The sequence below is a fragment of the Nocardiopsis sp. MT53 genome (assembly GCF_019598965.1).
GTDB lineage: Bacteria > Actinomycetota > Actinomycetes > Streptosporangiales > Streptosporangiaceae > Nocardiopsis > Nocardiopsis changdeensis.
Genome location: NZ_CP080599.1, coordinates 3,135,510 through 3,161,754, shown reverse-complemented (window position 1 = coordinate 3,161,754; position 26,245 = coordinate 3,135,510). Strand labels below are relative to the sequence as shown.

General features: G+C 72.8%; 25 protein-coding genes. 10 read left to right on the top strand and 15 right to left on the bottom strand.

What is annotated here, in order from left to right; translation table 11 throughout:
* Positions 1-51 precede the first annotated feature (51 nt).
* The 6 genes from K1J57_RS14105 to K1J57_RS14080 all read right to left on the bottom strand — a co-directional run bounded on the left by K1J57_RS14105 (position 52) and on the right by K1J57_RS14080 (position 7,896).
* Complete coding sequence (locus K1J57_RS14105; protein ID WP_220564871.1) at positions 52-1,212, bottom strand: S8 family peptidase; 1,161 nt, start codon at positions 1,210-1,212, stop codon at positions 52-54.
* Between the two features lie 844 nt (positions 1,213-2,056).
* Complete coding sequence (gene cysN, locus K1J57_RS14100; protein ID WP_220564870.1) at positions 2,057-3,325, bottom strand: sulfate adenylyltransferase subunit CysN; 1,269 nt, start codon at positions 3,323-3,325, stop codon at positions 2,057-2,059.
* A gap of 87 nt (positions 3,326-3,412) precedes the next feature.
* Positions 3,413-4,345, bottom strand: a complete 933-nt coding sequence (gene cysD / locus K1J57_RS14095) for a sulfate adenylyltransferase subunit CysD (RefSeq protein WP_220564869.1) — start codon at positions 4,343-4,345, stop codon at positions 3,413-3,415.
* Positions 4,346-4,406: 61 nt separating this feature from the next.
* A complete protein-coding gene (locus K1J57_RS14090) occupies positions 4,407-5,198 on the bottom strand; it encodes a 3'(2'),5'-bisphosphate nucleotidase CysQ (protein ID WP_220564868.1) in 792 nt (263 codons plus the stop codon).
* A 3-nt stretch (positions 5,199-5,201) separates the two neighbouring features.
* Positions 5,202-6,641 (bottom strand): sugar transferase, encoded by a 1,440-nt coding sequence (locus tag K1J57_RS14085; protein ID WP_220565534.1) that lies wholly within the window; start codon positions 6,639-6,641, stop codon positions 5,202-5,204.
* 295 nt (positions 6,642-6,936) lie between these two features.
* The gene (locus tag K1J57_RS14080) at positions 6,937-7,896 is read right to left on the bottom strand and encodes a DsbA family protein (protein ID WP_220565533.1); all 960 of its coding nucleotides are present in this window, start codon (positions 7,894-7,896) and stop codon (positions 6,937-6,939) included.
* A gap of 80 nt (positions 7,897-7,976) precedes the next feature.
* Between K1J57_RS14080 and K1J57_RS14075 the strand changes: the two genes are divergently transcribed.
* Positions 7,977-8,537, top strand: coding sequence for a TetR/AcrR family transcriptional regulator (locus K1J57_RS14075; protein WP_220564867.1), 561 nt, complete (start codon positions 7,977-7,979; stop codon positions 8,535-8,537).
* A 67-nt stretch (positions 8,538-8,604) separates the two neighbouring features.
* Here the strand turns inward: K1J57_RS14075 and pth are convergent, their stop codons facing one another.
* The 4 genes from pth to glmU form a co-directional block, all read right to left on the bottom strand.
* On the bottom strand, positions 8,605-9,180 hold the full coding sequence (gene pth, locus K1J57_RS14070; protein ID WP_220564866.1) for an aminoacyl-tRNA hydrolase: 576 nt from the start codon (positions 9,178-9,180) through the stop codon (positions 8,605-8,607).
* A gap of 107 nt (positions 9,181-9,287) precedes the next feature.
* Entirely contained in the window at positions 9,288-9,896 is a 609-nt protein-coding gene (locus K1J57_RS14065; protein ID WP_220564865.1) for a 50S ribosomal protein L25/general stress protein Ctc, read from the bottom strand.
* Positions 9,897-10,283: 387 nt separating this feature from the next.
* Positions 10,284-11,252, bottom strand: coding sequence for a ribose-phosphate diphosphokinase (locus K1J57_RS14060; protein ID WP_277615502.1), 969 nt, complete (start codon positions 11,250-11,252; stop codon positions 10,284-10,286).
* A 20-nt stretch (positions 11,253-11,272) separates the two neighbouring features.
* Positions 11,273-12,784 (bottom strand): bifunctional UDP-N-acetylglucosamine diphosphorylase/glucosamine-1-phosphate N-acetyltransferase GlmU, encoded by a 1,512-nt coding sequence (gene glmU, locus K1J57_RS14055; protein ID WP_220565531.1) that lies wholly within the window; start codon positions 12,782-12,784, stop codon positions 11,273-11,275.
* 584 nt (positions 12,785-13,368) lie between these two features.
* Here glmU and K1J57_RS14050 point away from each other — a divergent pair.
* The 6 genes from K1J57_RS14050 (at position 13,369) to K1J57_RS14025 (ending at position 17,304) form a co-directional block, all read left to right on the top strand.
* Positions 13,369-14,316, top strand: coding sequence for an acyl-CoA desaturase (locus tag K1J57_RS14050; RefSeq protein WP_220564864.1), 948 nt, complete (start codon positions 13,369-13,371; stop codon positions 14,314-14,316).
* 14 nt (positions 14,317-14,330) lie between these two features.
* On the top strand, positions 14,331-14,981 hold the full coding sequence (locus tag K1J57_RS14045) for a TetR/AcrR family transcriptional regulator (protein ID WP_255647046.1): 651 nt from the start codon (positions 14,331-14,333) through the stop codon (positions 14,979-14,981).
* Between the two features lie 78 nt (positions 14,982-15,059).
* Complete coding sequence (locus K1J57_RS14040; protein WP_220564863.1) at positions 15,060-15,563, top strand: MarR family winged helix-turn-helix transcriptional regulator; 504 nt, start codon at positions 15,060-15,062, stop codon at positions 15,561-15,563.
* 84 nt (positions 15,564-15,647) lie between these two features.
* A complete protein-coding gene (locus K1J57_RS14035) occupies positions 15,648-16,655 on the top strand; it encodes a GDSL-type esterase/lipase family protein (protein ID WP_370634658.1) in 1,008 nt (335 codons plus the stop codon).
* A gap of 140 nt (positions 16,656-16,795) precedes the next feature.
* Positions 16,796-17,047, top strand: coding sequence for a type II toxin-antitoxin system Phd/YefM family antitoxin (locus K1J57_RS14030; RefSeq protein ID WP_220564862.1), 252 nt, complete (start codon positions 16,796-16,798; stop codon positions 17,045-17,047).
* On the top strand, positions 17,044-17,304 hold the full coding sequence (locus tag K1J57_RS14025; RefSeq protein ID WP_220564861.1) for a Txe/YoeB family addiction module toxin: 261 nt from the start codon (positions 17,044-17,046) through the stop codon (positions 17,302-17,304). The genes K1J57_RS14030 and K1J57_RS14025 overlap by 4 nt, the downstream gene beginning before the upstream one ends.
* A 4-nt stretch (positions 17,305-17,308) precedes the next feature.
* On the opposite strand, the gene K1J57_RS14020 is transcribed toward K1J57_RS14025, so the two are convergent.
* Complete coding sequence (locus K1J57_RS14020; protein WP_220564860.1) at positions 17,309-17,536, bottom strand: hypothetical protein; 228 nt, start codon at positions 17,534-17,536, stop codon at positions 17,309-17,311.
* A gap of 153 nt (positions 17,537-17,689) precedes the next feature.
* Here K1J57_RS14020 and K1J57_RS14015 point away from each other — a divergent pair, with 153 nt between their 5' ends.
* Together K1J57_RS14015 and K1J57_RS14010 are read left to right on the top strand one after the other, a co-directional pair.
* Positions 17,690-18,358, top strand: a complete 669-nt coding sequence (locus tag K1J57_RS14015) for a helix-turn-helix domain-containing protein (RefSeq protein ID WP_220564859.1) — start codon at positions 17,690-17,692, stop codon at positions 18,356-18,358.
* A gap of 47 nt (positions 18,359-18,405) precedes the next feature.
* The gene (locus K1J57_RS14010) at positions 18,406-19,290 is read left to right on the top strand and encodes a hypothetical protein (RefSeq protein ID WP_220564858.1); all 885 of its coding nucleotides are present in this window, start codon (positions 18,406-18,408) and stop codon (positions 19,288-19,290) included.
* Positions 19,291-19,306: 16 nt separating this feature from the next.
* On the opposite strand, the gene K1J57_RS14005 is transcribed toward K1J57_RS14010, so the two are convergent.
* The 4 genes from K1J57_RS14005 to K1J57_RS13990 all read right to left on the bottom strand — a co-directional run bounded on the left by K1J57_RS14005 (position 19,307) and on the right by K1J57_RS13990 (position 24,040).
* Positions 19,307-21,085: an ABC-F family ATP-binding cassette domain-containing protein gene (locus K1J57_RS14005; RefSeq protein ID WP_220564857.1), complete on the bottom strand. Its 1,779-nt coding sequence runs from the start codon at positions 21,083-21,085 to the stop codon at positions 19,307-19,309.
* A gap of 211 nt (positions 21,086-21,296) precedes the next feature.
* A complete protein-coding gene (locus tag K1J57_RS14000; RefSeq protein ID WP_220565528.1) occupies positions 21,297-22,196 on the bottom strand; it encodes a transketolase family protein in 900 nt (299 codons plus the stop codon).
* A gap of 91 nt (positions 22,197-22,287) precedes the next feature.
* A complete protein-coding gene (locus tag K1J57_RS13995) occupies positions 22,288-22,998 on the bottom strand; it encodes a thiamine pyrophosphate-dependent enzyme (RefSeq protein ID WP_220564856.1) in 711 nt (236 codons plus the stop codon).
* Between the two features lie 82 nt (positions 22,999-23,080).
* Positions 23,081-24,040, bottom strand: a complete 960-nt coding sequence (locus K1J57_RS13990) for a 4-(cytidine 5'-diphospho)-2-C-methyl-D-erythritol kinase (protein ID WP_255647043.1) — start codon at positions 24,038-24,040, stop codon at positions 23,081-23,083.
* A 288-nt stretch (positions 24,041-24,328) separates the two neighbouring features.
* Here K1J57_RS13990 and K1J57_RS13985 point away from each other — a divergent pair, with 288 nt between their 5' ends.
* A complete protein-coding gene (locus tag K1J57_RS13985) occupies positions 24,329-26,197 on the top strand; it encodes a serine/threonine-protein kinase (RefSeq protein ID WP_220564854.1) in 1,869 nt (622 codons plus the stop codon).
* Positions 26,198-26,245 lie beyond the last annotated feature (48 nt).

The window sequence follows — 26,245 nt, the reverse complement described above, 5'->3', positions numbered from 1 at the left end:
TGCGTCAGGGTCGGGGTGTGGACGGGCGGGGTCTCCACATCCCGGACCGGGTCACAGGCCCTGGACGTTGAGCAGGATGTTCACGGTGCCCGAGGGGACGCCGCTCAGCTTGTCCTGCCCGCCGTTGGCGACCAGCCAGTCCTGGATGGTGGCCTGGTCGGCGTCGCCGTTGGCGCTCTTGTACAGCGCGGCCGCGCCGGCCACGTGCGGGCTGGCCATCGAGGTGCCGGAGAGGGCCTCGACGCCGCCGCCCGGAACGGTCGACTCGATCGCGACGCCCGGGGCGTACAGGTCCACCGGGGAGCCGTGGTTGGAGAAGTAGGCCGCGGCGTCGTTGCGGTCGGAGGCGCCGACGGTGGTGACGCCCTCGGCGCGGGCCGGGGAGACGTTGTTCGCGTCCTGGCCCTCGTTGCCCGCGGCGACCGCCACGAACACGCCGGAGTCGGCCAGGGCGTTGACGGCGTCGTCCACGGCCTGGGAGGCGGGGCCGCCCAGGGACAGGTTGGCGACGGAGTTGTCGGGGGCGTTGGCGGCCACCCAGTCGATACCGGCGATGACGTCGTCGTAGCTGCCCGAGCCGCTGTCGCTCAGCACCTTGACGCCGAACAGGTCGGCGGCCGGGGCCACACCGTAGGTCGCGGAGCCGATGGTGCCCGCGACGTGGGTGCCGTGGCCGTTGCCGTCGAACCCGTCGCCGCCGTAGGCGTCGAAGGCGGAGGAGGCCCGGCCCTCGAAGTCGGGGTGGTCCGGGTCGATGCCGGTGTCGATGATGTAGGCGGAGACGCCGGAGCCGTCGGCCGTGGTGGTGTAGGAGTCGTCCAGGGGGAGGTCCTCCTGGTCGATGCGGTCCAGGCCCCAGGTGGCGGTCGTGTGGGCGACGCCGACCTGCTCGACGTAGGCCACGCCGTCCTGGGCCCGCAGCTCCTGCACCTCGGCGGTGGTCAGGGTCGCGGAGTACCCCTGGAAGACCTCCTCGTAGGTGTGGTTGACGTCGTTCGCCGCGATCCCGAGCGCGCTCGGGGTGACCGACGCGGTGCCCATGGTCTCCTCCAGGACCACGAACCACTCGCCCGAGACGGCGTCGGTGCTCGTGTAGAGGGGGGCCAGCTCGTCGGCGCCGGCGGCGACGGCGCCGGACAGGGCCAGGGGGACGGAGAGGGCGCCGGCGGCGACGAAGCCGATCACGGCCCGGCGGGGGTGGTGCTTATGCACTCTTTTTCTCCTAGGTGGGGGTATGGGGATGTAAGAGCCACAGCGCGTGATAACCGACTGTGATCAGTCGATTGCTCCTTTGCTGCGATGTGCAACCCTAATCACCGACTGTCCTTTACGCCAGGGTTCAGCGGATTTTTTTCGCCGTTCGTCTCGCCGGGAAGCCCGATCCGGCACCGCGCGTCGCACCGCACCCGTCTGCGCCCACTCCGGAGCGCGATGCCGCTTAACGCTTGTGTAGTGGGGCTTCGTCCTTTCCCGGAGAGGAAAGGGGGACGGCGTACCGATGGCGCCGGAACACGGTTTTACGTTGAGAAATATGGAGGAAATAAGCGAATGATGAAGCCATTGATTCATGAAACGGGTCGGAGCCGGAGGAGCCCGCCCACCCTCCGTGCACTCTCCGTCACCGATCCCGCGCACGACGAAGGGGCCGCCCATCGGGCGGCCCCGTTCGCGCGTCGATGCCCGCGACCCGCGCCCCCTGCGCCTCCCGTGCCGCCAGAGGTCCGTGAGGCGGCACGGGGGCCCGAAGGCGCGCGGGCGAAGCCCTCACGAAAGGCCCCGGCCGGAGACCCTCCGTGGGCGGCCCCGTTCGTGAATCGGCGCCCGCGACCCGCGCCCCTGCGCCTCCAGTGCCACCAGAGGGCCACGGGGCGGCGCAGGCACTCCGAAGGCACCGCGGACGCGGCACCGTCGCCTGGCCGGCGTCCCTCGGCGGCGGAGGCCTCCGGCCCCCGCCGCCCTCACCGGACGGGCCACGACCGCGGGCTTCGCCGGGGTGTCCCCTCCCGGCCACCGGAGGACCGTGAGGCGGCACAGGAGTGCGTTCGGAGAGCGGGCCCTAGTCGGCCCGGACGACCATGCCGGCGCCGACCGTGGCGTTGGTGGCCTCGTCGATGAGGATGAACCCGCCCGTCTGCCGATTGCGCGAGTACTCGTCGACGAACAGCGGCTGGGTGGAGCGCAGCCGCACCCGGCCGATCTCGTTGAGCGCCAGGTGGTCGGCCTGCTCGTCGCGGTGCAGCGTGTTGACGTCCAGCCGGTAGCGCAGGTCCTTCACCATGACCTTCGCCGTGCGGGTGGTGTGCTTGACGATGAGCTTGGAGCGCGGTGTCAGCTTGCGCGCGTCCGTCATCCAGCAGACCATCGCCTCGATGTCCTGGGACGCCGTGGGCGTGTTGTTGGGGCGGCAGATCATGTCGCCCCGGGAGATGTCGATCTCGTCCTCCAGCAGGAGGGTGACCGACATCGGCGCGAACGCCTCGGCGACGTCCCCGTCCGCCGTGGTGATCCTGGCGATCCGGCTGGTCAGCCCGGACGGCAGGTGCACCACCTCGTCCCCCGGCTTGAGCACTCCCCCGGCGAGCTGGCCCGCGTAGCCGCGGTAGTCGTGCAGTTCGGGGTCGTCGGACCGGTGCGGCCGGATCACGTACTGCACCGGGAACCGCGCGTCGATGAGGTTGCGGTCCGAGGCGATGTGCACGTTCTCCAGGTGGTGCAGCAGCGAGGGGCCGCTGTACCAGGGCATGTTCTCGGAGCGCTCCACCACGTTGTCGCCGTGCAGGGCGGAGATGGGCACGAAGGTGAGGTCGCGCGCGTCCAGCTTGGCGGCGAAGTCGGTGAACTCTGCCTTGATCTCCTCGAACCGGGCCTGGTCGTAGTCGACCAGGTCCATCTTGTTGACCGCCAGGACCAGGTGCGGGACCTGGAGCAGCGTGGTGAGGAAGGCGTGCCGGCGGCTCTGCTCCTGGAGGCCCTTGCGCGCGTCCACCAGGATGATCGCCAGGTCGGCGGTGGAGGCCCCGGTGACCATGTTGCGGGTGTACTGGATGTGCCCGGGGGTGTCCGCGATGATGAACGTCCGCTTGGGCGTGGCGAAGTACCGGTAGGCCACGTCGATGGTGATGCCCTGTTCGCGCTCGGCCCGCAGGCCGTCGGTGAGCAGCGCCAGGTTGGTGTGCTCCTCGCCGCGCGCGGCGCTGGTCCGCTCCACCGCGTCGAGCTGGTCCTCGAAGATCGACTTGGAGTCGAACAGCAGGCGGCCGATCAGGGTGCTCTTGCCGTCGTCCACGGAGCCCGCCGTGGCGAACCGCAGGATGTCGTTGCTCATGCTCGCTGGTCCTCTGTGGGAAGAAATGCGTCCGAAGGGCGGGCGGGGCGTGCTGCTCCGCGGGCGTCCGTGGGGGCCGGTGGAGGGCTAGAAGTAGCCCTCGCGCTTGCGGTCCTCCATCGCGGCCTCGCTGGCGCGGTCGTCGGCCCGGGTCTGCCCGCGCTCGGTGATCCGGGTCGCGGCGATCTCGGCGATGATGTCGTCGAGCTCCACGGCGGTCGACTTCACCGCGCCGGTGCAGGTCAGGTCGCCCACCGTGCGGTAGCGCACGGTCTCGGTGAAGGGGACCTCGGTGTCGTCGCGCTCGATGATCGGGGAGTCGGCGAGCAGGATGCCGTCGCGCTCGAACACGCTGCGCTCGTGCGCGAAGTAGATGGAGGGCAGCTCCAGCCGCTCCCGCCGGATGTAGGCCCACACGTCCAGCTCGGTCCAGTTGGAGATCGGGAAGACCCGGATGTGCTCGCCCCGGTCGATGCGGGTGTTGAACACGCTCCACAGCTCGGGGCGCTGGTTCTTGGGGTCCCACTGGCCGAACTCGTCGCGGAAGGAGAACACGCGCTCCTTGGCGCGGGCCTTCTCCTCGTCGCGGCGGGCGCCGCCGAAGGCCGCGTCGAACCCGTGCTCCTCGATGGCCTCCAGCAGGGCGGCGGTCTGGAGGCGGTTGCGGCTGGCCCAGCGGCCGGTGGGCTCGGCGACCTTGCCCGCGTCGATCTGCTCCTGGACGGAGGCGACGACCAGGCGCACCCCGGCCTGCTCGACCCGGCGGTCCCGGAACTCGATGACCTCGGGGAAGTTGTGGCCGGTGTCGACGTGCATGACCGGGAAGGGGACGGCGCCCGGCCAGAAGGCCTTCTCCGCGAGGCGGAGCATGACGATCGAGTCCTTGCCGCCGGAGAAGAGCAGCACCGGCCGCTCGAACTCCGCGGCCACCTCGCGCATGATGAAGATCGCCTCGGCCTCGAGGACGTCCAGCTGGGAGAGCTGGTAGCGCCCGGGCGCCTGCTGACTCGCCTGACCCATGAATCCGCCTTAGAGATACCGCTGGGGGCACCGGTTCGGACGACGGCGGAGGGCCTCTCGGCTAGCCCCCCGCGTGCGGACCGGCGCTGTCCAGGTCCGCGCCGTCGCGGATGCTAGCCAACAACATACCCGACAATTCCGATCGACATACAAGGACATCGGGGAGTAGCGGGTCGGCTACGTTGTAGCGCAGGGGCGAGCCGTCGATCCGGGAGGCGTGCAGGCCGGCCGCCTGGGCGACCGCCACCGGGGCGGCCGTGTCCCACTCGTACTGGCCGCCGGCGTGGACGTAGATGTCGGCCATGCCCAGCAGTACCGAGCAGATCTTGGCGCCCGCCGACCCCATCGGGACCAGCTCAGCGCCCAGCTGGGTGGCCATCCGCTGCGCGAACGCGGGCGGGCGCGAGCGGCTGACCGTGATCCGCAGCCGCTGCCCCGACGGGCGCTCCTCGGGCAGCCAGGGCGGGTCCACCGTCGACAGGGTGCTGCCCTGGGCGGGCAGCGCGACCGCCCCGGCGACCAGCTCGCCGTTCTCCCACAGGGCCACGTGCACCGCCCAGTCGACCCGGCCCGCCTCGGCGAACTCGCGGGTGCCGTCCAGCGGGTCGATGATCCACACCCGGCGGGCGCGCAGCCGGGCCGGATCGTCCACGCCCTCCTCGGAGAGCACCGCGTCGCTGGGGCGCAGCCGCCCCAGGGCGGAGAACAGGAACTCGTGCGAGGTCCGGTCGCCCAGGGTCCTCAGGACGTCGGGCTCGTCGAAGCCGTGCCGGGCGCGCAGGCGCAGCAGCAGCTGCCCCGCCTCGCTCGCCAGGTCGCGGGCCACCTCATGATCGTTTCGGATGTTCTTCACCGCTCAGTACGCCCCCGCCCCACGGATCACCGCTGACCACGTCTTCCACAGGATCTGGATGTCCAACGTCAGCGACCAGTTTTCCACGTAGCGCAGATCCAGGCGGACCGATTCCTCCCATGAGAGGTCGGACCGGCCGCTGACCTGCCACAGCCCCGTCAGCCCCGGTTTGACCACCAGCCTGCGGCGGACGTCGTGCCCGTAGCGGGCGACCTCCTCCGGAAGCGGCGGCCGGGGGCCGACCAGGGACATCTCGCCCCGGACCACGTTGACGAGCTGGGGAAGCTCGTCGAGCGAGTACCGGCGCAGCCAGGCCCCGACCGGGGTCACCCTGGGGTCCCGTCGCATCTTGAACAGCACACCGTCGTGCTCGTTGCGGGACCGCAGCGCCGCCTTCAGCGATTCGGCCCCGACCACCATGGTACGGAACTTGTACACGGGGAACTCGGAGCCACCCCGGCCTACGCGCGTCTGGGTGAAGAAGACCGGGCCGCCGTCCTCCCACCGGATGAGCACGGCGAGCACCAGGAACAGGGGGGACAGCAGGGCCAGGGCCAGCGCCGCGGCGCCGCGGTCGAAGGCGCTCTTGAGGATCCGGCGGACCCCGGCGAGCTCGGGGTGCTCCACGTGCAGGAGGGGGAGCCCGGCGACGGGGCGGATGGTGGTGCGCGGACCGGCGACCTCCATGAGGGCGGAGGCGACCAGGAGTTCGGTGCCGGACTTCTCCAGGCGCCAGGCCAGGCGGCGCAGTTCGACGCCGTCCATCTCGGGACAGGCCAGGACCGCGACGGTGTCGGCGCCGACCAGGGCGGCGGCGTCGGCGGCCCCGGCGAAGGAGCCCAGGACCGGACAGCCCTCGACCTCGGCGGCCCCCGCCGCCGCCTCGTGTTCGGGCAGGCAGACGCCGACCACGCGCATGCCGTGGTAGACCTCCCCGCGGAAGCGCCGGATGAGGTCGCCCGCGGCCGACCGGTGGCCGACCACGACGACGCCGTTCATGCAGTCCCCGAACCGGCGGCGGCGGTGCAGCGCCTTGCGCCTGGCGTAGCGCAGGGCGAGCGTGGCCAGCAGCACCAGCGGCAGGGTGACCAGGACGTAGCCGCGGGCGAGGTCGAACTTGACCGCGTAGGCGACGATGGCGGTCCCGGCGGCCAGGGCCAGCCCGGCCACGGCGACCCGCCGGTACTCCTCGGTGCCCACCCCGATGAAGCGGCGGGCGTAGCCGCCGGCCAGGCAGACGAACAGGCACCACAGCGGCGGCAGGGCCAGGGAGAGCCACAGGTAGGGGACGGTGGTGGCGGCGGTGAGCGCCCCGTGGAAGCGGGCGGTCGTCCCGATCAGGCCCGCGCCCAGGGCGGCGACCAGGTCGAGCACGAGCAGTCCGGACACGTAGGCGCGCGTCCACGGCCGGGGCGGCAGGGGCAGGGAGCCGACCTCCGGCATGACGGACGCCGGTACCGCCACCGTCCGCCGGTGGACGTCCTTCACCCCACTACTTGCGACCATGTATCCCCCAAGACCGGCACCGGTCCGAAAGTCATCACTGCACGTCATCGGCCGAGCGGCGGAACGCCACCCTGACAGTAACTAAAAGTAGTGGAAAAGTCGCTCTGCGTGCCCTCCTGTCGGCGAAGAAAGGCCGGTCGGCTCGGGAATGTGTCCCTCCCGATACCGACCGGCCCCAGGCGGTTCCGCGATGCGGACACTGGCCGCCCGCCCGACGGCCTGACCGAAACCCTCAGCCCAGGGCCTCCGCCAGCCGCTGCTGCACGGCCGCCGCCTCCGGCTCCCCGCCCCGCCGCAGCGCACTGGCCAGCATCAGCCGGGCGTGGGAGTCGTCGGGCCTCTCGGCCACCAGCGCCTCCAGGTCCCTGCGGGCCCTTCCCACCTGGGCGGAACGCAGCCGCGCGCGGGCGGCGGCCAGCCGCACGCCCCGGTCGTCCCCGTACTCCGCCAGCAGCGGCTCCAGCAGGGCGAGCGCGCCCAGCGGGTCCTTCTCCACCAGCGCCTCGGCCAGGTGCAGCCGCTCCACCTCCGCGGGCAGGCTCCGGGCCGGACGCTCCCCGGCCCGGTCCAGGAACACGCCGATCTCCTCCGGGTGGCGGGCCCCCTCCAGGGCCAGGTCGCCCACCAGCAGGGTGGGAGAGGTGCGCACGCCCCGGGCCCGGCCGCGCAGCAGCAGCTCGCGCACCTCCCGGTCGCCTTCCCCCGCCCGCAGCAGGCGGCCCCCGTCCGCGAAGCCCGCCCGGTCGGCGGCCCGCTCCAGGACCTCGGCGGAACCGATGTCGCCGGCCTCCACGAAGTGGATCCGCATGACCTCCTCGGCCACCGCGCCCTGGAGGGCGGGGCCGCCCTCGCGCTCGGCCAGGTACAGCAGCCGGTGGGCGCCGTGGGGGCTCACGTGCCAGGCGGCGCCCCAGCGGGGGAAGCCCTCGGCGGCGGCCACCTCGGCCACCCGGACCCGGTTCTGCTCCGGGCTCAGGTGCGGGGCGCACGCCCGGAGGGCCGTGTCCACGAAGGGGTCGCGCAGCAGCCCGTCCAGCGGCCGGGCCCGCTCGGGGGCGGTGGGGTCGATGCGGTAGGGCCGCCACACCACCTCCACGGGCTCCCCGCCGCGCGCGGCCAGGGCCCGCTCCACCCGCCGCTTGCCGATGTACGCCCAGGGGCAGACCACGTCCGCCCAGATCTCCAGTCGCATGCTCATACGGAGAGACTAAACAACACCTGTTGATTAAACAACACATATTGCTTAACCGACGTGTGTCGTACCCTGGTGGCGTGAACCCCGACGACCCGCGCGCCCGCCGCACCCGGGCCGGACTGCGCGCCGCCCTGCTGACCCTGCTCGCCGACACCGCGCCCGAGCGCGTCACCGTGTCCGCGGTGGCCCGTGAGGCGGGGATCAACCGCGCCACGGTGTACCAGCACTACCCCGACATCGACGCGCTGGTGGCCGACGCCATGGAGGACGCGCTCGCGCACGTGGCGCGCTGCGCCGCCCTGTGCCCGCTGGAGGCCCCGGAGGAGGGGGCCCCGGCCCCCCTGGTGGACCTGTTCGCCCACGTCGCCGAGCACGCCGCGCTCTACCGGGCGCTGCTGGCCGGGGACTTCGCCCACCGGCTGCGCGCGGGTGTGGCCGGGGAGCTGCGGGAGCGGTTCGCGGCGGGAGCCCGGCCGCCGGGCACCGGCGGGGTGCCGGACCGGGCACTGGCCGCCCACCTGTCCGGCGGCCTGGTCGCCCTGATCGCCGACCGGGTCGCGGCGGACGCGTCGGCGGCCTCCGCCGAGGAGGCCGCCGGCGTCGCCTGGCGCCTGCTGGCCCCGGTCCGCTACCGCTGAGGGGTCCCGGGAACGGCGGAGGGCCGTGCGGTGTCCCGCACGGCCCTCCGGTTGGTCCCGCCGCCGGTCAGACGGCGGTGTGGTAGATGTTCTGGGCGCGTTCGAGGCCGTCGGTGAGGACCGTGCGGACCGCGTCGGCGGCGCGCTCGATGTTGAGGTCGAGCTCCCCGCGCTCGGTCGAGGAGAAGTCGCGCAGCACGTAGTCCGCCGGGTCCATCCGCCCGGGCGGGCGGCCCACCCCGAACCGGACCCGCAGGTAGTCCGGGCCGCCCAGGGAGGAGGTGAGGGACTTGAGCCCGTTGTGGCCGCCCGAGCCGCCGCCCTTCTTCAGCTTCAGGGCGCCGAAGTCGATGTCCATCTCGTCGTGCACGACGACGATCCGCTCCATCGGCACCTTGTAGAACCGGGCCAGCCCCGACACCGGGCCGCCCGACAGGTTCATGTAGGTGCGCGGCTTGGCCAGCACCACCGCGGTGCCCTCCAGTCGGGTCTCCACCGCCTCGGCGTGCGCCCGGTGCGCCTTCCAGCGCTCGCCCCCCGCCAGGGCGTCCACCACCATGAAGCCCGCGTTGTGCCGGTTCCCGGCGTACTTGGGCCCCGGGTTGCCCAGCCCGACGACCAGCCAGCGCTCGGTCTCCGCCATGTCCTTGTTCCTCCAGCGTCCCCACACGGGAACGAGCCTACAGACGAAAGACCGAGCGCGCGGCTCCGGTGGGAGCCGCGCGCTCGGTCGGTGTACGGTGCCGGCGACTACTCGGCGGCGGCCTCGGTGGCCTCGCCCTCGGCGGCCTCGCCCTCGGCCGGGGTCTCGCCCTCCTCCTCCACGCGCGGCGCGGAGACGTTGAGGACGATCGACTCGGGGTCGGTCACCAGGGTGGTGCCGGCCGGCAGCTTCAGCTCCGCGGCGGTCACGGTGCTGCCGACGTCCAGGCCGTCGATGTCGAACTCGACGCCCTCGGGGATGTGGGTGGCCTCGGCCTCGACGGTCACGGTGACGAGCTCCTGGGTGAGCACGCCGGCGCCCTTGATCTCACCGACCAGGGTCACCGGGATCTCGACCTCGACCTTCTCGCCCTTGGAGACGACGAGCAGGTCGACGTGCTCCAGGAAGCCCTTGATGGCGTCGCGCTGGATGCTCTTGGGCAGGGCGAGGTTGTCCTTGTCCAGGCCCTCGAGGCGCAGCAGGACGTTCGGGGTCTTCAGGGCGAGCATGAGCTCGTGGCCCGGCAGGTTCAGGTGGCGGGGCTCGGTGCCGTGGCCGTAGAGGACGGCCGGCACCTTACCCGCGCGGCGGGCGCGACGGGAGGCGCCCTTGCCGAATTCCGTGCGGGGCTCGGCAGCGATACGTACCTCGGACACGACAAAACTCCTCGGGTTCAACCCCGCAGTACGGGGAACACGACTCCAGTAGTACGAACGATTCCCGCTCTCGGCGGGGAAGCGGCGGGGTCTCCCCGGTAGGGGACGCGACCGCCCTGGTTCCAGGCGTGCCCGGCGAGTCGCCACCGGACCCGTCCGGCCCGGGAACGCTCGTCGCGCACCCCTGCCCTCGCGTCCGCACGAAGCCGAACGAGGCTCCGCTCGGGCACGGGGACACTCGGCCAAGTCTACTGGTTCCGGGGACGACTCCGTACACGCCCCACCGACGCCCCGCCTCCCTCGGTGCAACCACCGGGGACGGCGTGTCGGCGGGGGAACGGACGCGCGGGCGGCGGATACGTCCGGATCCGCCGCCCGCGCCGGGTCCTACTCGAACAGGCTCGTGACCGACCCGTCGGTGAAGACCTCGCTGATCGCGCGCGCCACCAGCGGCGCGATCGACAGCTGGGTGAGCTTCTCGAAGGAGCGCGACTCGGGCACCGGCAGCGAGTTGGTGATGACCACCTCGGAGATGCGGGAGTTCTGCAGGCGCTCCGCGGCCGGGCCGGACAGCACGCCGTGCGTGGCCGCCACGAGGACCTGCTTGGCGCCCTGCTCGAACAGCGCGTCGGCGGCCTTGACGATGGTGCCGCCGGTGTCGATCATGTCGTCCACCAGGACGCACACGCGGTCCTTGACCGTGCCGACGACCTCGTGGACGCGAACCTGGTTGGCCACGTCCGGGTCGCGGCGCTTGTGGATGATGGCCAGCGGGGCGCCCAGCCGGTCGGCCCAGCGGTCGGCGGTGCGCACGCGGCCCGCGTCGGGGGAGACCACGGTGATCTCGGCGACGTCGACCCGGTTCGCGATGTGGTCGGCCAGGATCGGCAGCGCGAACAGGTGGTCGACCGGGCCGTCGAAGAAGCCCTGGATCTGGTCCGTGTGCAGGTCGACGGCCATCATGCGGTCGGCGCCGGCGGTGCGGAACAGGTCGGTCATCAGGCGGGCCGAGATGGGCTCGCGACCGCGGTGCTTCTTGTCCTGGCGCGCGTACCCGAAGAACGGGGTGACCACGGTGATGCGCTTGGCGGAGGCGCGCTTGAGCGCGTCCACCATGATCAGCTGCTCCATGATCGACTCGTTGATCGGGTCGGCGTGCGCCTGGATCACGAAGGCGTCCGAGCCGCGGACCGACTCCAGGTAGCGGACGAAGATCTCACCGTTGGCGAAGGTGTCGAACCGGGTGGGGACCACCTCGATCCCCAGTTCCTTGGCGACCTCTTCGGCCAGGCTCGGGTGCGTGCGCCCCGAGAACAGCATGAGATTCTTCTGGCCGGTGGCCTTCATCCCGGTCACGTGTTTCTCCCCCACAGTCACTACTGATCGTCGGCTCTGTGCCGCTCTGCGTCCTCGGTGCGCCCTGCGCTCCCGACGCCCTCCCCGTCCTGGGCCGACCGCGCCCGCAGGGCGGCGTCGGCCGAGGCGGTCCCCGGGCGCTTGCGCTCGGTCCACCCCTCCACGTTGCGCTGCCGGTGCCCGTCGGACACGGCCAGCGCACCGGGCGGAACGTCGTCCCGGACCACGGTCCCGGCCCCGGAGTAGGCGCCGTCGCCCACGGTGACCGGGGCGACGATGGTGTTGTCGCTGCCGATGCGCACGTGGTCGCCGATGGTGCTCCGGGACTTGTTGACCCCGTCGTAGTTGACGAACACCGACGAGCAGCCGATGTTGCTGCCGACGCCGATGTCGGCGTCGCCGACGTAGGTCAGGTGCGGGACCTTGGAGCCGCTGCCGATGTTCGCGTTCTTGACCTCCACGAACGCACCGGCCTTGGCCCGGTCGGCCAGGCGGGTGCCCGGCCGGAGGTAGGTGTAGGGGCCGACGTCGGCCCCGGGGCCGATCTCGGCGCGGTCCGCGGTGGTCCGGCGGACCTTGGCGCCGTCGCCCACGACGGTGTCGAGCAGGTCGCTGTCGGGGCCGATGACCGCGTCCTCGCCGACCGCGGTGGCGCCGCGCAGGCGGGTGCCGGGCTCGACGAGGGTGTCGCGGCCGATGCGCACGTCGACGTCGACCCAGGTCGTGGCGGGGTCCACGACCGTGACCCCGGCGAGCATGTGCTCGCGCAGCAGGCGGTCGTTGAGCAGGCGCCGGGCCTCGGCGAGCTGGACGCGGTTGTTGACGCCCTGGACCTCGTCGGCGTCGTCGATGACCCAGGCGCCGACCCGGTGGCCGTCGCCGCGCAGCAGCGCGACGGCGTCGGGGAGGTACTCCTCGCCCTTGGCGTTGTCGCTGCCGATGCGCTGCACGACCCGGGCCAGCAGGGCGCCGTCGAAGGCGTACATGCCGGAGTTGATCTCGTCGACGGCCAGTTCCGCGGGGGTGGCGTCGGCCTGCTCGACGATGGAGGTGAACTCCCCGTCGGCGTCGCGGACGATGCGCCCGTAGCCGTGGGGGTCGGGGACGCGGGCCGACAGGACGGTGACGGCGTTGCCCTCCTTCTCGTGGAAGGAGACCAGGCCGGCCAGCGTGCCGCCGCGCAGCAGCGGGGTGTCCCCGCAGGCGAGGACCACGGTGCCGGTGGGCTCGATGCCCTGGCGGGCCAGGTCCTCCAGGGCCATGCGCACCGCGTGCCCGGTGCCCTTCTGCTCCTCCTGGACGGCGGTGACGGCCTCGGGGGCGACCTGCGCCAGGTGCTCGGCGATGCGCTCGCGGGCGTGTCCGAGGACGACGGCCGTGTGCAGCGGATCGAGCTCGCGGGCCGCGGCCAGCACGTGGCCGACCATGCTGCGGCCGCCGATCTCGTGGAGCACCTTGGGGAGTTGGGACTTCATCCGGGTGCCCTCGCCCGCGGCGAGGACGATGACGGCAGCCGGGCGGTTCACGCTCACTGGAGGAGACCCCTCGTGATAGCTGGCTAGGAAGAAGACGATCTCGCGGTCGGCGTTCGGCGGGGCGTCCCTCATGCCGCGCACGGCGATGACCCGTCGTGCGGCCGACATGGGAAGGATACATCCGTGTCACAGGCCCCCGGCGGCGGAGACGGCCCCGGCGGGGTGGGCCCGGTCGCACCCGCCGCCCGTTCACGGGCTCTGTCGCGGGAGGGGCGGGGAGGGGTGTGATGTGCGCCGCTCCGGTACGGACGGCGCCCGGCGGGCGCGGCGGGCGCGGCGGGCGCGGCGGTGCGTCTGCTCCCGGACCAGGGCTCGAACCTGGACGATGGGGACCAAAACCCCACATGCTGCCGATTACATCATCCGGGAACACGCCGGGCGCGGGCCTCCGCGCCGACATGACGGTCACCAAGATAGCGCCTTCGCGATGACCCTTGCCAAACCTACGGGTTCGTAGGTTACGGTTACGTAGGTATAGGTTGGGCCGTCGCGACGGACGCCCGCGCGCTCCCGGCACGCCCTGACCTCACAGACGCACAAGCGACGAACGAACGACGTTTCCGATCACGAGGCAGGGACCCATGACAGCCGCACCCGAGACGCCCGCCAAGCGCACACCGATCCCCGAGTACGAGCCCGAGCCGCGCGGGCGCGCCGAGCGGTACACGGTGTTCGCCTTCGTGTTCATCCCGCTCATCGCGCTGCTCGCCGCCGTACCGTTCTTCTGGGGCTGGGGCCTGAGCCTGGTCGACATCGCCATCGCCTCGGTCTTCTACCTGATCAGCGGGCTGGGCATCACGGTCGGCTTCCACCGCCACTTCACCCACGGCTCGTTCCGCGCCAACCGCCCGCTCAAGATCGCGCTCGCGATCGCCGGCTCGATGGCCATCGAGGGCAGCGTCATCAAGTGGGTGGCCGACCACCGCCGCCACCACAAGTACGCGGACGCCGAGGGCGACCCGCACTCGCCGTGGCGGTTCGGCGACGACTGGAAGTCGGTCGCCAAGGGGCTCTACTACGCGCACATGGCGTGGATGTACCTGGACGAGAAGAAGACCTCGCCCCGCCGGTTCGCCCCGGACCTGCTCAAGGACAAGGACACCGTCCTGATCGACAAGCTGTTCGTGCCGATCGTGGTGTTCTCGCTGGGCGCCCCGGCGCTCATCGGCGGCCTGGTCACCATGTCCTGGTGGGGCGCGGCCACCGCGTTCTTCTGGGCGAGCCTGGTCCGGGTGGCGCTGCTGCACCACGTGACCTGGTCGATCAACTCCATCTGCCACACCATCGGCGAGGAGAACTTCGAGGTGCGCGACCGCTCCCGCAACGTGTGGTGGCTGGCCATCCCGTCGTTCGGCGAGTCCTGGCACAACCTGCACCACGCCGACCCGACCTGCGCCCGGCACGGCGTGCTCAAGGGCCAGATCGACATCTCTGCGCGCGTCATCTGGTTCTTCGAGAAGTTCGGCTGGGCGACCAAGGTCCGCTGGCCCGACAACGAGCGACTCGCCGCCAAGCGGGTCAGCGTCTAGGATTCTTGACCATCATGGGAGCAGCCGACAGCGAGCAGAGGGTCCGTGTGCGCCGCAAGCGCATGACGGGCGAGGAGCGTCGGCGACAGCTGCTGGAGATCGGCCGGGAGCTGTTCGCCGAACGCGGGTTCGACGCGACCTCCGTGGAGGAGATCGCCGCACGGGCGGGCGTGTCCAAACCCGTGGTGTACGAGCACTTCGGCGGTAAGGAGGGCATCTACGCGGTCGTCGTCGACCAGGAGATGCGCACCCTGGTGGGCATGGTCTCGGAGGCCCTCACCGCCGACAGCGCCCGCAACAAGATCGAGAAGGCGGCCCTGGCCCTGCTGCGCTACGTCGAGGAGAACACGGTCGGGTTCCGGGTGCTCACCCGCGACTCGCACGTGGCCTCCGGGACGGGGAGCTTCGCCGGCCTGATCAACGACATCGCCAGCCAGGTCGAGTACATCATGGTGGACGAGTTCGCCGAGCGGGGCTACGACCCCGCGCTCGCCCCCATGTACGCCCAGGCCCTGGTGGGCATGTGGGCCCTGACCGGCCAGTGGTGGCTGGAGGTGCGCAGGCCCAAGCGCGAGGTGGTGGCGGCGCACCTGGTCAACCTGGCGTGGAACGGGCTGTCGAGCCTGGAGGCCAAGCCGAGGCTGCGGACCAGGCGGGGCCGCTAGGCTCCGGGAACGCCGGTGGGGCGGGTGTGCGTCGCATACCCGCCCCACTATCTTGATGTCAAGAGATATGCTGGACCCATGCGCGATGAGGTGGATGGGCTGATCGAGGCGTGGCGCGCCGAACGGCCGGACGTGGACGTGACGCCGCTCGAGGTGCTCAGCCGGGTGTCCCGGCTCGCCCGACACCTGGACAGGGCCCGGCGGACCGTGTTCACCGAGCACTCCCTGGAGCCCTGGGAGTTCGACGTCCTGGCCGAGCTGCGCCGCTCCGGCCCGCCCTACGAGCTGAGCCCGGGCCGCCTCCTGCGCGCCACCCTGGTGACCTCCGGGACCATGACGAACCGCGTGGACCGGCTGGCCGCCGCGGGGCTGGTGCGGCGCCGCCCCGACCCCGCCGACAAGCGCGGGGTGCTGGTGCGGCTGACCGACAAGGGCGCCGGGCGCATCGACGCGGCGCTGGAGTCGCTGCTGAGCTACGAGGAGACGCTCCTCGCCCCGATGCCCGCCCCGGAGCGCGAGCAGCTCGCATCGTTACTGAGATGCCTCCTGGTCCCCCTCGACACCGAACCTTCCGGTCGGTAACTGTTGTTACCCGGCGGTATCCGTCCTCTCACCGGGGCCGCCCAGGGCGCGCATCCTTGGTCTTCATCTGGTTGGAGAACGACAGTGAGAATCCGGTGGAACGTCCGGTACGCCGCCCTGGTCGCGGCGTCCGCGACGGCCGTGGCGATGACCGGCTGCGCGGGCGGTGACGGGGAGGACTCCCCGGCGGGAGCCGAGGAGCGGTACTACCTCTCCCTGGGCGACTCGCTGACGGTGGGCGTGCAGCCGAGCGAGGGCGGTCCCGCCGAGACCCCCGACGGGTACACGGACATCCTCTACCGCACCCTGTACGACGCCGACTCCACGCTGCGCCACGAGCGCAGCGGCTGCGGCGGCGAGGACACCACGACGTTCATCGAGGGCGGGATCGCCCACTGCGAGGAGCAGTACGGCGGCCGCCCGCAGATCGAGGCGGCCGAGGAGTTCCTCTCCGAGCACGCGGGCCGGGTGGACCTGGTCACCGTGACCATCGGCGGCAACAACTTCACCCGCTGCGTCCGGGGCATCGACGAGGTGGGCGGTGGCGGCGGGCCCGTGGTGGACACGGAGTGCATCGACGACGGCCTGGAGCGCATCGAGACGGAGGTGCCGGTGATCGCCTCCCGGCTGCGCGCCGCGGCCGGCCCGGACACCCAGATCATCGGGATGACCTACTACAACCCGTTCCTCGCGGCGATGCTGCTCGAACCCGGCGAGGACCCCTCGGACGAGCCCTCGGAGGAGCCCTCGGACGGCACCCCGGTGGACCCCGAGGCCGGGCCGGGGCTGGGCGAGGTCGAGGGCGAGATCCCCTTCGACGCGACCTTCGCCGGGTACGCCACCGAGGTCCTGGAGACCATGAACGAGTCGCTGCGGTCGGCCTACGCCGCCGAGGACATCGAGGTCGCCGACGTGGAGGCGGCGTTCGACTCCTCCGACTTCGACGTCCCCCAGGAGGGCTCCATGCCCAACAACCTCCAGGCCGTCTGCGACTACACGTGGATGTGCAACACGGACCTGGGCCCCGACATCCACACCAACAAGGCCGGGGCCACGGTCATCGCCGAGGAGTTCGCCTCCCTGGTCCGCTGACCGCCCCGCCGACGCGCGCAACGGAGGCGCCGGGACCCTCGTCCCGGCGCCTCCGCCGTCTCCGGAATCTTTTTCCAGCCATCGACGTACATGATCCTGTACATTTGGGATCACCGGGCCGAGCTTGGAGGGGACGAGCCTTGAAGACCATGAGCTACACCGAATCCCGCGCCAACTACGCAGCCACCCTCGACGCCGTCGTGAACGACAGAGAAGAAGTGGTGATCACGAGAGCCGGACACGAACCCGTCGTCATGATGGCCCTGTCCGAGTACGAGACCCTGAAGGAGACCGCCTACCTCCTGCGCAGCCCGGAGAACGCCCGCCGCCTGGTCTCCGCCATCGAGGAACTGGAGTCCGATCAGGGCATAGAGCGCGAGTTGGCCGAGTGAGGCTCGTCTGGTCCCAGAGCGCCTGGGAGGACTACGTCTGGTGGCAGGGGCAGGACCGCAGGATCCTCAAGCGCATCAACGCTCTCGTCAAGGACATCGAGCGCAACGGCAACGAGGGCATGGGCAAGCCCGAACCCCTGAGGCACGGCTTCCAGGGCTACTGGTCCCGCAGGATCACCGACGAGCACCGGCTGGTGTACAAGCTCGCCGGCGACGAGATCCGCATCGCCGCCTGCCGCTACCACTACGGCAAGTAGAGGGTCACCGGGTGTCGCGGGCGAGGGGGCCGAAGCGGGCGGTGACGGCGCCGAGGAGGAAGTGCGCGGCCTGGTGCTCGGTCAGCGGGATGACGCCCACCGGCATGGTGACGCGGTAGGGGTGCTCGTCGTCGGGGCGGATCTCGAAATCGTCGATCAGCCCCTGCGACAACAGCAGGGTCAGCCCCTCCCGCACCTTCCCCGCCCGGTTGTCCGAAGCCCACATGACCATGCCGCCACCGTAACCGGCGGACGGGTCGGACACACCGTGTCGACCAGAATCCACGGCAAAGCATGCCCACCGTCCTTTTCCGGACATTCTGGGCACGCTCGGTGACCGGCGGCCGCCGGACCCCGGCGGCGGTCGCATCGGTACGCTCGGAGGATGACCGGGTACGGGGAGAGACGGGGGCGCGCGGGGGTCCTGTGGCGCTTCACCGGCTCCGGCCCCCACCGGGTGCTGCCCGACGCCGCGATGGACCTCATGTGGCACCGCGGGCGCCTCGTGGTGGCCGGACCCGACACCGCCGCGCAGGTCGACGGGTCCGCCCCGGGCGAGACGACCTGGGGCCTGCGGCTGGCCCCCGGCGCGGCGCACGCGCTGCTGGGCGTCCCCGCCCGCGAACTGGCCGACCGCCGCGTCGACCTGGCCGACCTGGTCCGCCTCCCCCCGGCCCCGGTGGCCCGGCCGGCCGAGACCCTGGAGCGGGTCTTCGCCGCTCTGTGGCGGCGCGCCGACCCCGACCCCGCGGCCCTGCGGCTGGCGGCCTCCCTGGACCGGGCGGCCCGCGCCCTCGCGACCGCGGAGGCGGTCGCCCGGGAGCACGGGATGTCCGAGCGCACACTGCGGCGCACCTGCGACCGCGTCTTCGGCTACGGCCCCAAGACCCTCATGTCGATCCACCGCCTCCAGCGCGCCCTGCGCCTGGCCCGGGCCGGGGCGCCGCTGGGCGAGGCCGCCGCCACCGCCGGGTACGCCGACCAGGCGCACTTCACCCGCGAGAGCGGACGCCTCGCGGGCCTGCCCCCGGGCGCGCTGCTGGGCCGGCGGTGACCGTTCCGTTCAAGACCCCGGCCCGCCGCGCCCGGCAGGCTGGCCCCATGGACATCGACAGGACGGCCGCCTTCATGGCCGGGCACGCCCGCCTGCTGGACCGGCGGCGCTTCGAGCACCTCATCCGCCCCACCGAGCACACCGGGCCCGCGATCCTCGCGGCCCTGGACGGGTACCGCAACCCCGACGGCGGCCACGGCCACGGCCTGGAACCCGACCTGCGCTCCCCCGAGAGCCAGCCCGGCGGCGCACTGCACGCCCTGGAGGCCGTGGCCGACGCCGCCCCCGCGACGTACGATCGCGCCCCGGAGCTGCTGGACTGGCTGGACGCGACGACCCTGCCCGACGGCGGGCTGCCGTTCGCCCTGCCCGTCACGGACCCGGCCGCCTGCGCGCCCTTCTGGGTGTCGGCCGACCCGCGCACGTCGTCCCTGCAGATCACGGCCGCGGTGGCCGCGCAGGCCCACCGGGCGGCCCGGACGGACCCGCGGATCGCGGACCACCCGTGGCTCGCGACCGCGACGGAGTACTGCCTCGGGGAGATCGCCGCCGTCAAGGAGGCGCCCTTCGCGTACGTCCTGTCGTTCTCGCTGCTGTTCCTCGACTCCGTCGCGGACACCCGCCCCGAGGCCGCCGGGCTGCTGCGCCGCCTCGCCCGGTTCGTGCCCGCCGACGGCCGGATCCCGGTGGCCGGAGGCGCACCGGGCGAGACGCTCCGCCCGCTCGACTACGCCGCCGTGCCCGGCCGCCCCGTCCGGGAGCACCTGGCCGCGGGGGCCGTCGCCGCCGACCTCGACCGCCTGGAGCGGGAACCGCTCCCCGACGGCGGGTGGGCCGTCGGCTTCGAATGCCACTCCCCCGCCTCCGCGCTGGAGTGGCGGGGGTACGCCACGGTGGCGGCGGTGGCCGCCCTGCGCGCCAACGGACGCTGACCCGCGCCGGGCGGGGTCAGTCGCCGACCAGCTCCGCCTGCTCCAGCCAGATCATCTCCAGCTCCTCCTTCTCGCCCGCCAGGGCCTTGGCCTCGGCGTCGAGCTCGGCGAGCCGGGTGTAGTCCTCGGCCGCGGCCGCCATTTGCTCGTGCAGCTCGGCCTCGCGCGCGGCGATCCTGTCCATCCGCCGTTCGACGCGCTGCATCTCCTTCTGGGCGGCGCGGCGGTCGGCCGCCGACACGGCGGGGCGCTCGGGCTCGGCCGCGGGGGCCTCTCCCCCGCCCGCGGTGGGCACCGCGGCCTCCCCCGCGGTGCCCGCCCGGCGCTCCAGGTACTCGTCCACGCCGCCGGGCAGGAACGCCAGGCCGCCGTCGCCCATGAGGGCCAGCACCCGGTCGGTGATCCGCTCCAGGAAGTACCGGTCGTGGGAGACCAGCACCAGGGAGCCGGGCCAGCCGTCGAGCAGGTCCTCCAGCTCGGTGAGGGTCTCGATGTCCAGGTCGTTGGTGGGCTCGTCCAGCAGCAGGACGTTGGGCTCGTCCATGAGCAGGCGCAGCAGCTGCAGGCGGCGCCGCTCGCCGCCGGACAGGTCGCCGATCGGGGTCCACTGGCGCTCGCCGCGGAACCCGAAGCGCTCCAGCATCTGGCTGGCGGTGTAGTCCCGCTTGCCGATGGTCACGTGCTCGCGCACGTCCATGACCGCCTGGAGCGGCCGGGCCTCGGGGTCCAGCTCGGTGACGTTCTGCGACAGGTGGGCGAGCCGGACGGTGCGCCCGGTGCGGACGTGGCCCGACTCGGGCTCCCGCTCCCGGGCGAGGATCTTGAGCAGCGTGGACTTGCCCGCGCCGTTGACCCCGACCAGGCCGACCCGGTCGCCGGGGCCGAGCTGCCAGGTGAGGTGGTCCAGCAGGGTCCGCCCCGGGACGGTCGCCGTCACGTCCTTGAGGTCGATGACGGTCTTGCCCAGGCGGGAGCTGGCGAACCGGACCAGCTCGACGGTGTCGCGCACCGGCGGCTCGTCCGCGATCAGCCGGTTGGCCGCCTCGATGCGGAACTTGGGCTTGGAGGTGCGCGCGGGGGCGCCCCGGCGCAGCCAGGCCAGCTCCTTGCGCATGAGGTTCTGGCGGCGCTCCTCGGTGGCCGCGGCCTGGCGCTCGCGCTCGGCCTTGGCCAGCACGTAGGCGGCGTACCCGCCCTCGTAGCGCTCGACGGCGCCGCGTCCCACCTCCCAGGTGCGGGTGGTGACGGCGTCCAGGAACCAGCGGTCGTGGGTGACCACCACGAGCGCCTCGCGGCGGTCGCGCAGGTGCCCGGCGAGCCAGTGGATGCCCTCGATGTCGAGGTGGTTGGTGGGCTCGTCCAGGACGATGAGGTCGTGGTCGCCCACCAGCAGCCGGGCCAGGCCGGCGCGGCGGCGCTCACCGCCGGACAGCCCCGCCATGGGGGTGTCCAGGCTCCAGCCGCCGAGCAGCCCGCGCAGGATGTCGCGGGCGCGGGCGTCGCCCGCCCACTCGTGTTCGGCCCGCTCGCCCAGCACGAAGGCGCCGACGGTGGTGTCGGGGAAGTCGTCGCGCTGGTGCAGGAAGCCCACGCGCAGACCGCGGTTGTGCACCACCCGGCCGGAGTCGGGCGGCAGGGCCCCGGACAGCACGGAGATCAGCGTGGACTTGCCGCCGCCGTTGCGGCCGACCACGCCGATGCGCTCGCCCTCGTCCACGCCCAGTGACACCGAGTCGAGGAGCACGAGGGGCCCGTAGGCCAGGGACACGTCCTGAAGGTTGACCAGATTCGTCATCGTCTCCATTGTCCCGGGTGTCGCCGGGTGCCCTGGACGGGTCCCGGACGCCGGCGGGGCTCCGACCGGGTCCTCGCGGGGTCCGCCGAACCCGGGAGCGCCGGAAAAAGGAGCCCGGGGCCGCACCACGCAAGGCCCCGGGCAGGTCGGTATCACTACATATCAGGATTTCACATGCCGCCGGGAACCGGGGTTCGCCGGAGCGCTCTCCCTACACCAGGAAGAAGTCCCGGGCGGCCCGCGCGATTCCCCGGACGTCCAGCCCGTGCGCCCGGGCGTGGTCGGCCGGGGTGCCGTAGGCGCGCAGCTCCGTGTCCCTCGGCACGCCGAGGGAGAGCTGGCGGTGCCTGCGGTCGGCCAGCGCCTCGGAGACCTCGTGCGCGGAGGTGCCCCTGAGGTAGGGCTCCACCAGCATCACGTCCGCGTTCCCGGAGGCGGCGACCAGGGCGCTGAGCCCGGCGCGGTCGAAGGGGCGCACGGTGGCGGTGTAGGCGACGGTGACGTCGAGGTCCGCGGTGGCCTCCAGGGTGCGGTCGAGCATGGGCCCGACGGCCACGACCACTCCGGCGGAGCGGGCCGAGCCCGGCCGGACCACGGCCAGGCCCCCGGACAGCGGCAGGGGGGCGCGGTTGGCGGTGCCCGACAGCCGGATGTACACCCGGTCGTCGCCGGGCAGGGCGTCGCGCAGGACGGCGCGCACCTCGTCGGCGTGGCCGGGCACGTGGACGGTCCAGCCGGGCAGGGTGTCGATCAGGGCGACGTCGCCGGGGGCCTGGTGGGTGCGGCCCTCCGCGGCGGCGTCGTAGGAGCCGCCGATGCTCACCAGGACCGCCCCGGCGTCCTGGTGCCCCAGGTCGAGCTTGATCTGCTCGAAGGGGCGCTCCACCAAGAAGGGGGCGTAGCTGTGGACGACCGGGCGCATCCCGGTGAGGGCGAGTCCGCCCGCGGTCCCGATCATGGCCTGCTCGCGGATGCCCAGGTCGATCACCCGCCCGGGGTGGCGGGCGGCGGCCCGGCGGAACATCCCGGCGGAGATGACCGCCAGGACGACCGCGAGGCGGGGGTCGTCGTCCATCGCCTCCGAGACGGCGGCGCCGAACACCTCGCGCATCTCGTTCGGTCCGTGCGTCGCGGCGTCGGCCCGGGGCGCGGTCCGCGTCGTGCTGTGGGTCATGGCCGGTCTCCTCCGGTCGGTGGCGGTGTCAGCTCGTGGGGCGGACGCGGGCGACGACGGCGAGCGGCCGGTCGCCCCAGGGGCGGGTGAACGCGGCGTGCAGGGCGTCGTGGTCGCGGCCCTGGACCTCGCGGGTGGCCCAGCCCTCCAGCTCGAAGCGGCGCGCGATCCCGCCGGGCCAGCCGTGCAGGGCCGACCCGTTGTCGACGACCACGGTGGTGAGGGAGCCGACGCCCAGCCGCCCGGCCGCGGCGATGGCCTCGTGGTTGCTGCCCTCGTCGAGCTCGCCGTCGCCGACGAGCACCACCGTGCGGGGCTCGGACCCGTCGGGGCGGCGCACGTTCCGGGCGCGCAGCCCCAGGGCGGTCCCCAGGGCGATGGGCAGGCCGTGGCCGAGCGAGCCGCTGCCGATCTCCGCGCCGGGGACGAGGACCCGGTCGGGGTGGTGTCCCAGGGCGGAGCCGAAGGCGGTCCAGCCGCGCAGCGCGGACACGTCGAGGAAGCCCTTGGCGGCCAGGACGGCGTAGAAGGCGGCGGGCCCGTGGCCCTTGGAGAGCAGGAACCGGTCGCGGGCGGGGTCGTCGGCGGTCTCGGGGGTGACGGCCAGGACGCGGTCGTAGAGGACCCAGACGACGTCGAGCGTGGAGTGCGCGGCGGCACTGTGCTTTTCGTCGCCCTCCATCAGGCCGATGAGGGCCGGCAGGTCGGCGTAGCGGGTGAGGGCTGCTGTCGTCGGCATGCCCCCAGTCTTCAATCTCAACCATGGTTGAGGTCAATGCGGGGACCCGGGACCCTCACCCGGAAACCACAAGTGATTTACGTCACACGAAGACCGTGCCGGGGACGTCTCCGTCGGCCCGCACGATCTGCTCGCACAGCCCGCTCGCCTCCAGCGAGGCCACCACCGCGGCCTCCCGCTCGGCGACCACCGAGGCCTCCTCCGAGCCGCCGCCCACCAGGAACGCGCAGGTCGGACCGGACCCGGACACCAGCGCGCCCAGCGCTCCGGCCGAGGCGCCCGTCCGGAGCGTGCGCTCCAGCTCCGGCAGCAGCGACAGCGCCGCCTCCTGGAGGTCGTTGGTCAGCGCCCGGCCCAGGGCCGCGGGATCCGCGGCGGCCAGCGCGTCCCGCAGGGCCGCGCTCAGCTCCGGGGCGGGCGCGTCGGGCCGCAGCCGGTCGTACTCGGCGAACACCGCGCCCGTGGACAGGCCGTGCGGGGACAGCGCGAACACCCAGCGGTACCGGCCGGGGCTGGTCATCGGCTCCAGGATCTCGCCCCGCCCCCGGCCCACCGCGGTGCCCCCCACCAGCGGGAAGGCCACGTCGCTGCCGAGCACGGCGGCCAGCCGCAGCAGGTCCTCGCGGGGCAGGCCGGTCGCCCACAGCCGGTCGCAGGCGACCAGGGCGGCCGCCGCGTCGGCGCTGCCGCCGGCCATCCCGCCCGCCACGGGGATGCGCTTCTCCAGGTGGATCCGCACCGGACGGCCGCGGCCGGTCTCCCGGCCCAGCAGGTCGGCGGCGCCCGCGGCGAGGTTGGAGGCGTCCAGTGGCACACGTGACAGGTGGGAGACCGAGCGGCCGTTCGCGGTCAGCTCCGCGAGGAGGGTCCCGCCACCCGGTGAGGTGCTACCGTCGGGTCGCCCACTGCGCGGTCCCGCCTCCCGGACGGTAACCTCATCGAACAGCGAGACCGCGTGGAAAACGTTGACGAGGTCGTGGAACCCGTCCTCACGTGCGGGCCCCACCGCCAGCTGGAGGTTGACCTTCGCGGGAACCCGCACGGTTACGGTGGTATCAACTGTCACGAGTCCCCAATCGTAAAGGAACCCCCCCTTGCGTGAGCACACACCCCGACAGGGGAGCCGCTGTGTTCACCCCTGCTCCGTGAGACGAACGCGATGTTCGGGCGGAAACGGGAACCAAGGGCGCGATTCGGGGATCGTCACCATTGTCATGTCAGTCACCGCCCTTCCGCGAACCGGACCGACGGGGTCCGCGAGTGGGAATCAGGGCACAAACACCGCTACCTTGGGGCAAGGCGGAGTTTGGACACCGTCGGGGAGGGCTACTTGCCGTCGGATGGGCTCCCGAAGAACCTGGAACCGCTGGGCGCCGGAGATCCGGCCACCATCGGGCCCTATGTGCTGTCCGGGAAGCTGGGCAGCGGCGGCATGGGCACCGTCTACCTCGGCGGGCTGCCGGACCGGAACAACCAGGTAGCGATCAAGGTCATCCGCCCCGAGCTCGCCTTCGACGAGGCGACCCGGGCGCGGTTCCGCGACGAGATGGAGAACGCCCGCAAGGTCGCCTCCTTCTGCACCGCGAAGGTCCTCGACCACGGCACGTTCGAGAACCGCCCGTACATGGTGACCGAGTACATCGCGGGCACCGCGCTGGCCGAGCACATCGCCCAGAACGGCCCCCTGGACTCCTCCACCCTGCACGGGTTCGCCCTGGGCGTGGCCGCCGCGCTCGCCGCGATCCACCGCACCGGCCTGGTGCACCGCGACCTCAAGCCCGCCAACGTGCTGCTGTCGCTGTCGGGCCCGCGCGTGATCGACTTCGGCATCGCCCGGGCCATGAACACCGCCACCAACCACACCCAGACGGGCATCGTCATGGGCAGCCCGGGCTGGATGGCGCCCGAGCAGCTCCTGGAGGAGCAGGTCACCACCAAGGCGGACATCTTCGCCTGGGGGTGCCTGGTGGCGTTCGCGGGCAACGGCACCCACCCCTTCGGCAACGGCGACGCCATGACGCTGGGCAAGCGGGTGCTGTTCGCCGAGCCCCAGATCGGCAACCTCGACAGCCCCCTGGACCGGCTGGTGCTGCGGGCCCTGGACAAGGACCCCAACCGGCGGCCCACCGCCCAGGACCTGCTCCTGGAGCTGGCGGGCGGCGAGGACAGCTCCAACCCCAACGACATGGTGTCGCACGCGCTGCACCAGTCGTGGCGTCCCAACCTGCCCCCGCCGATGCCGCACGGTCCGCCGCAGGGCGCCCACCAGACCATGACCGGCATGCGCCACCCGGCGCCCGGCGCCTACCAGGCGCCCCCGGTCGCCCCGCCCGGCCCGCAGGCCGCCCCGCACCAGAGCGGCACGTTCGTGCGACCGGCCCCGGGGCACCCCGGCGGCGGGCACCCGCCCCAGGGCCCGCCCCCGCCCCCGCACCCGCAGGCCGGCGCCCCGGGCGGGCCGCCGCCCGCCCAGCACCCGGCCTCCACCGGCGCGCTCCCGATCGTGCCGCCCGCCGACCAGCAGGCGCCGCGCCCGGGCCCCCAGCCGTACGTTCCGCCGGTCCCGCCGCCCCCGCACCGGCCGACCGGTCCGGCCAACCGGCGCGGCATCGTGGTCATCGCCGCGGCGGCCGCCGTCCTCCTGGTCCTCGCGCTGCTGGCGGTGCTGTACGTGGTGACCAACCTCGGCGACGACGACGCCCCGTCCGGTCAGCAGACGCAGCAGCCCGGCACCTCCGCCGCCCCCGAGGACGGCGGCGGGGGCGAACCCGGCGAGGGGGACGGGCCCGCGTCCCCGGGCACCGGGGCCATGGAGGCCACCAGCGCCGACGGCCTGGCCCGTGTGAAGGTGCTCGACGTCGAGTGCGACCAGACGACCATCCCCAGCCGCGAGGTCCAGGTGCAGGCGAACGGGCACTACTGCGTGCTCGACGTGGACTTCACCAATCTGAGCGACGCGCCCGTGCTGCTGGACCACGAGGCCCAGGGGGTGCGGACCGAACTGCAGCAGGAGGTCGTAGCGGACCGGCCCAGCCGGATCGAGGAGCAGGAGTCCCTGTGGGAGGCCGTCCAGCCGGGCGAGACTGCCACCGGGATCATGGTGTTCACGCTCCACGTCGGCGAGTACCCCGAGGCCCTGGTGTTCAGGCACGACCGCTTCGCCGAGCCCGTCGAGGTCCTCCTCAAGAGCGCCGACTGAGCGGCCCGGTACCCGCGGAACGCGAAAGGGGGCCCGGCCGTCAGGCCG

Coding starts and splice junctions, on each gene's coding strand:
- K1J57_RS14085 (WP_220565534.1), bottom strand. CDS start 6,641: ATGCCGGAGGTCGGCTCCCTGCCCCTGCCGCCCCGGCCGTGGACGCGC.
- K1J57_RS14000 (WP_220565528.1), bottom strand. CDS start 22,196: ATGCGCGAGGTGTTCGGCGCCGCCGTCTCGGAGGCGATGGACGACGAC.
- K1J57_RS14020 (WP_220564860.1), bottom strand. CDS start 17,536: ATGGTCATGTGGGCTTCGGACAACCGGGCGGGGAAGGTGCGGGAGGGG.
- pth (WP_220564866.1), bottom strand. CDS start 9,180: ATGGCGGAGACCGAGCGCTGGCTGGTCGTCGGGCTGGGCAACCCGGGG.
- K1J57_RS14010 (WP_220564858.1), top strand. CDS start 18,406: ATGGACATCGACAGGACGGCCGCCTTCATGGCCGGGCACGCCCGCCTG.
- K1J57_RS14045 (WP_255647046.1), top strand. CDS start 14,331: ATGGGAGCAGCCGACAGCGAGCAGAGGGTCCGTGTGCGCCGCAAGCGC.
- cysN (WP_220564870.1), bottom strand. CDS start 3,325: ATGAGCAACGACATCCTGCGGTTCGCCACGGCGGGCTCCGTGGACGAC.
- K1J57_RS14050 (WP_220564864.1), top strand. CDS start 13,369: ATGACAGCCGCACCCGAGACGCCCGCCAAGCGCACACCGATCCCCGAG.
- K1J57_RS14015 (WP_220564859.1), top strand. CDS start 17,690: ATGACCGGGTACGGGGAGAGACGGGGGCGCGCGGGGGTCCTGTGGCGC.
- K1J57_RS14005 (WP_220564857.1), bottom strand. CDS start 21,085: ATGACGAATCTGGTCAACCTTCAGGACGTGTCCCTGGCCTACGGGCCC.
- K1J57_RS13995 (WP_220564856.1), bottom strand. CDS start 22,998: ATGCCGACGACAGCAGCCCTCACCCGCTACGCCGACCTGCCGGCCCTC.
- K1J57_RS14080 (WP_220565533.1), bottom strand. CDS start 7,896: ATGCGACTGGAGATCTGGGCGGACGTGGTCTGCCCCTGGGCGTACATC.
- K1J57_RS14040 (WP_220564863.1), top strand. CDS start 15,060: ATGCGCGATGAGGTGGATGGGCTGATCGAGGCGTGGCGCGCCGAACGG.
- cysD (WP_220564869.1), bottom strand. CDS start 4,345: ATGGGTCAGGCGAGTCAGCAGGCGCCCGGGCGCTACCAGCTCTCCCAG.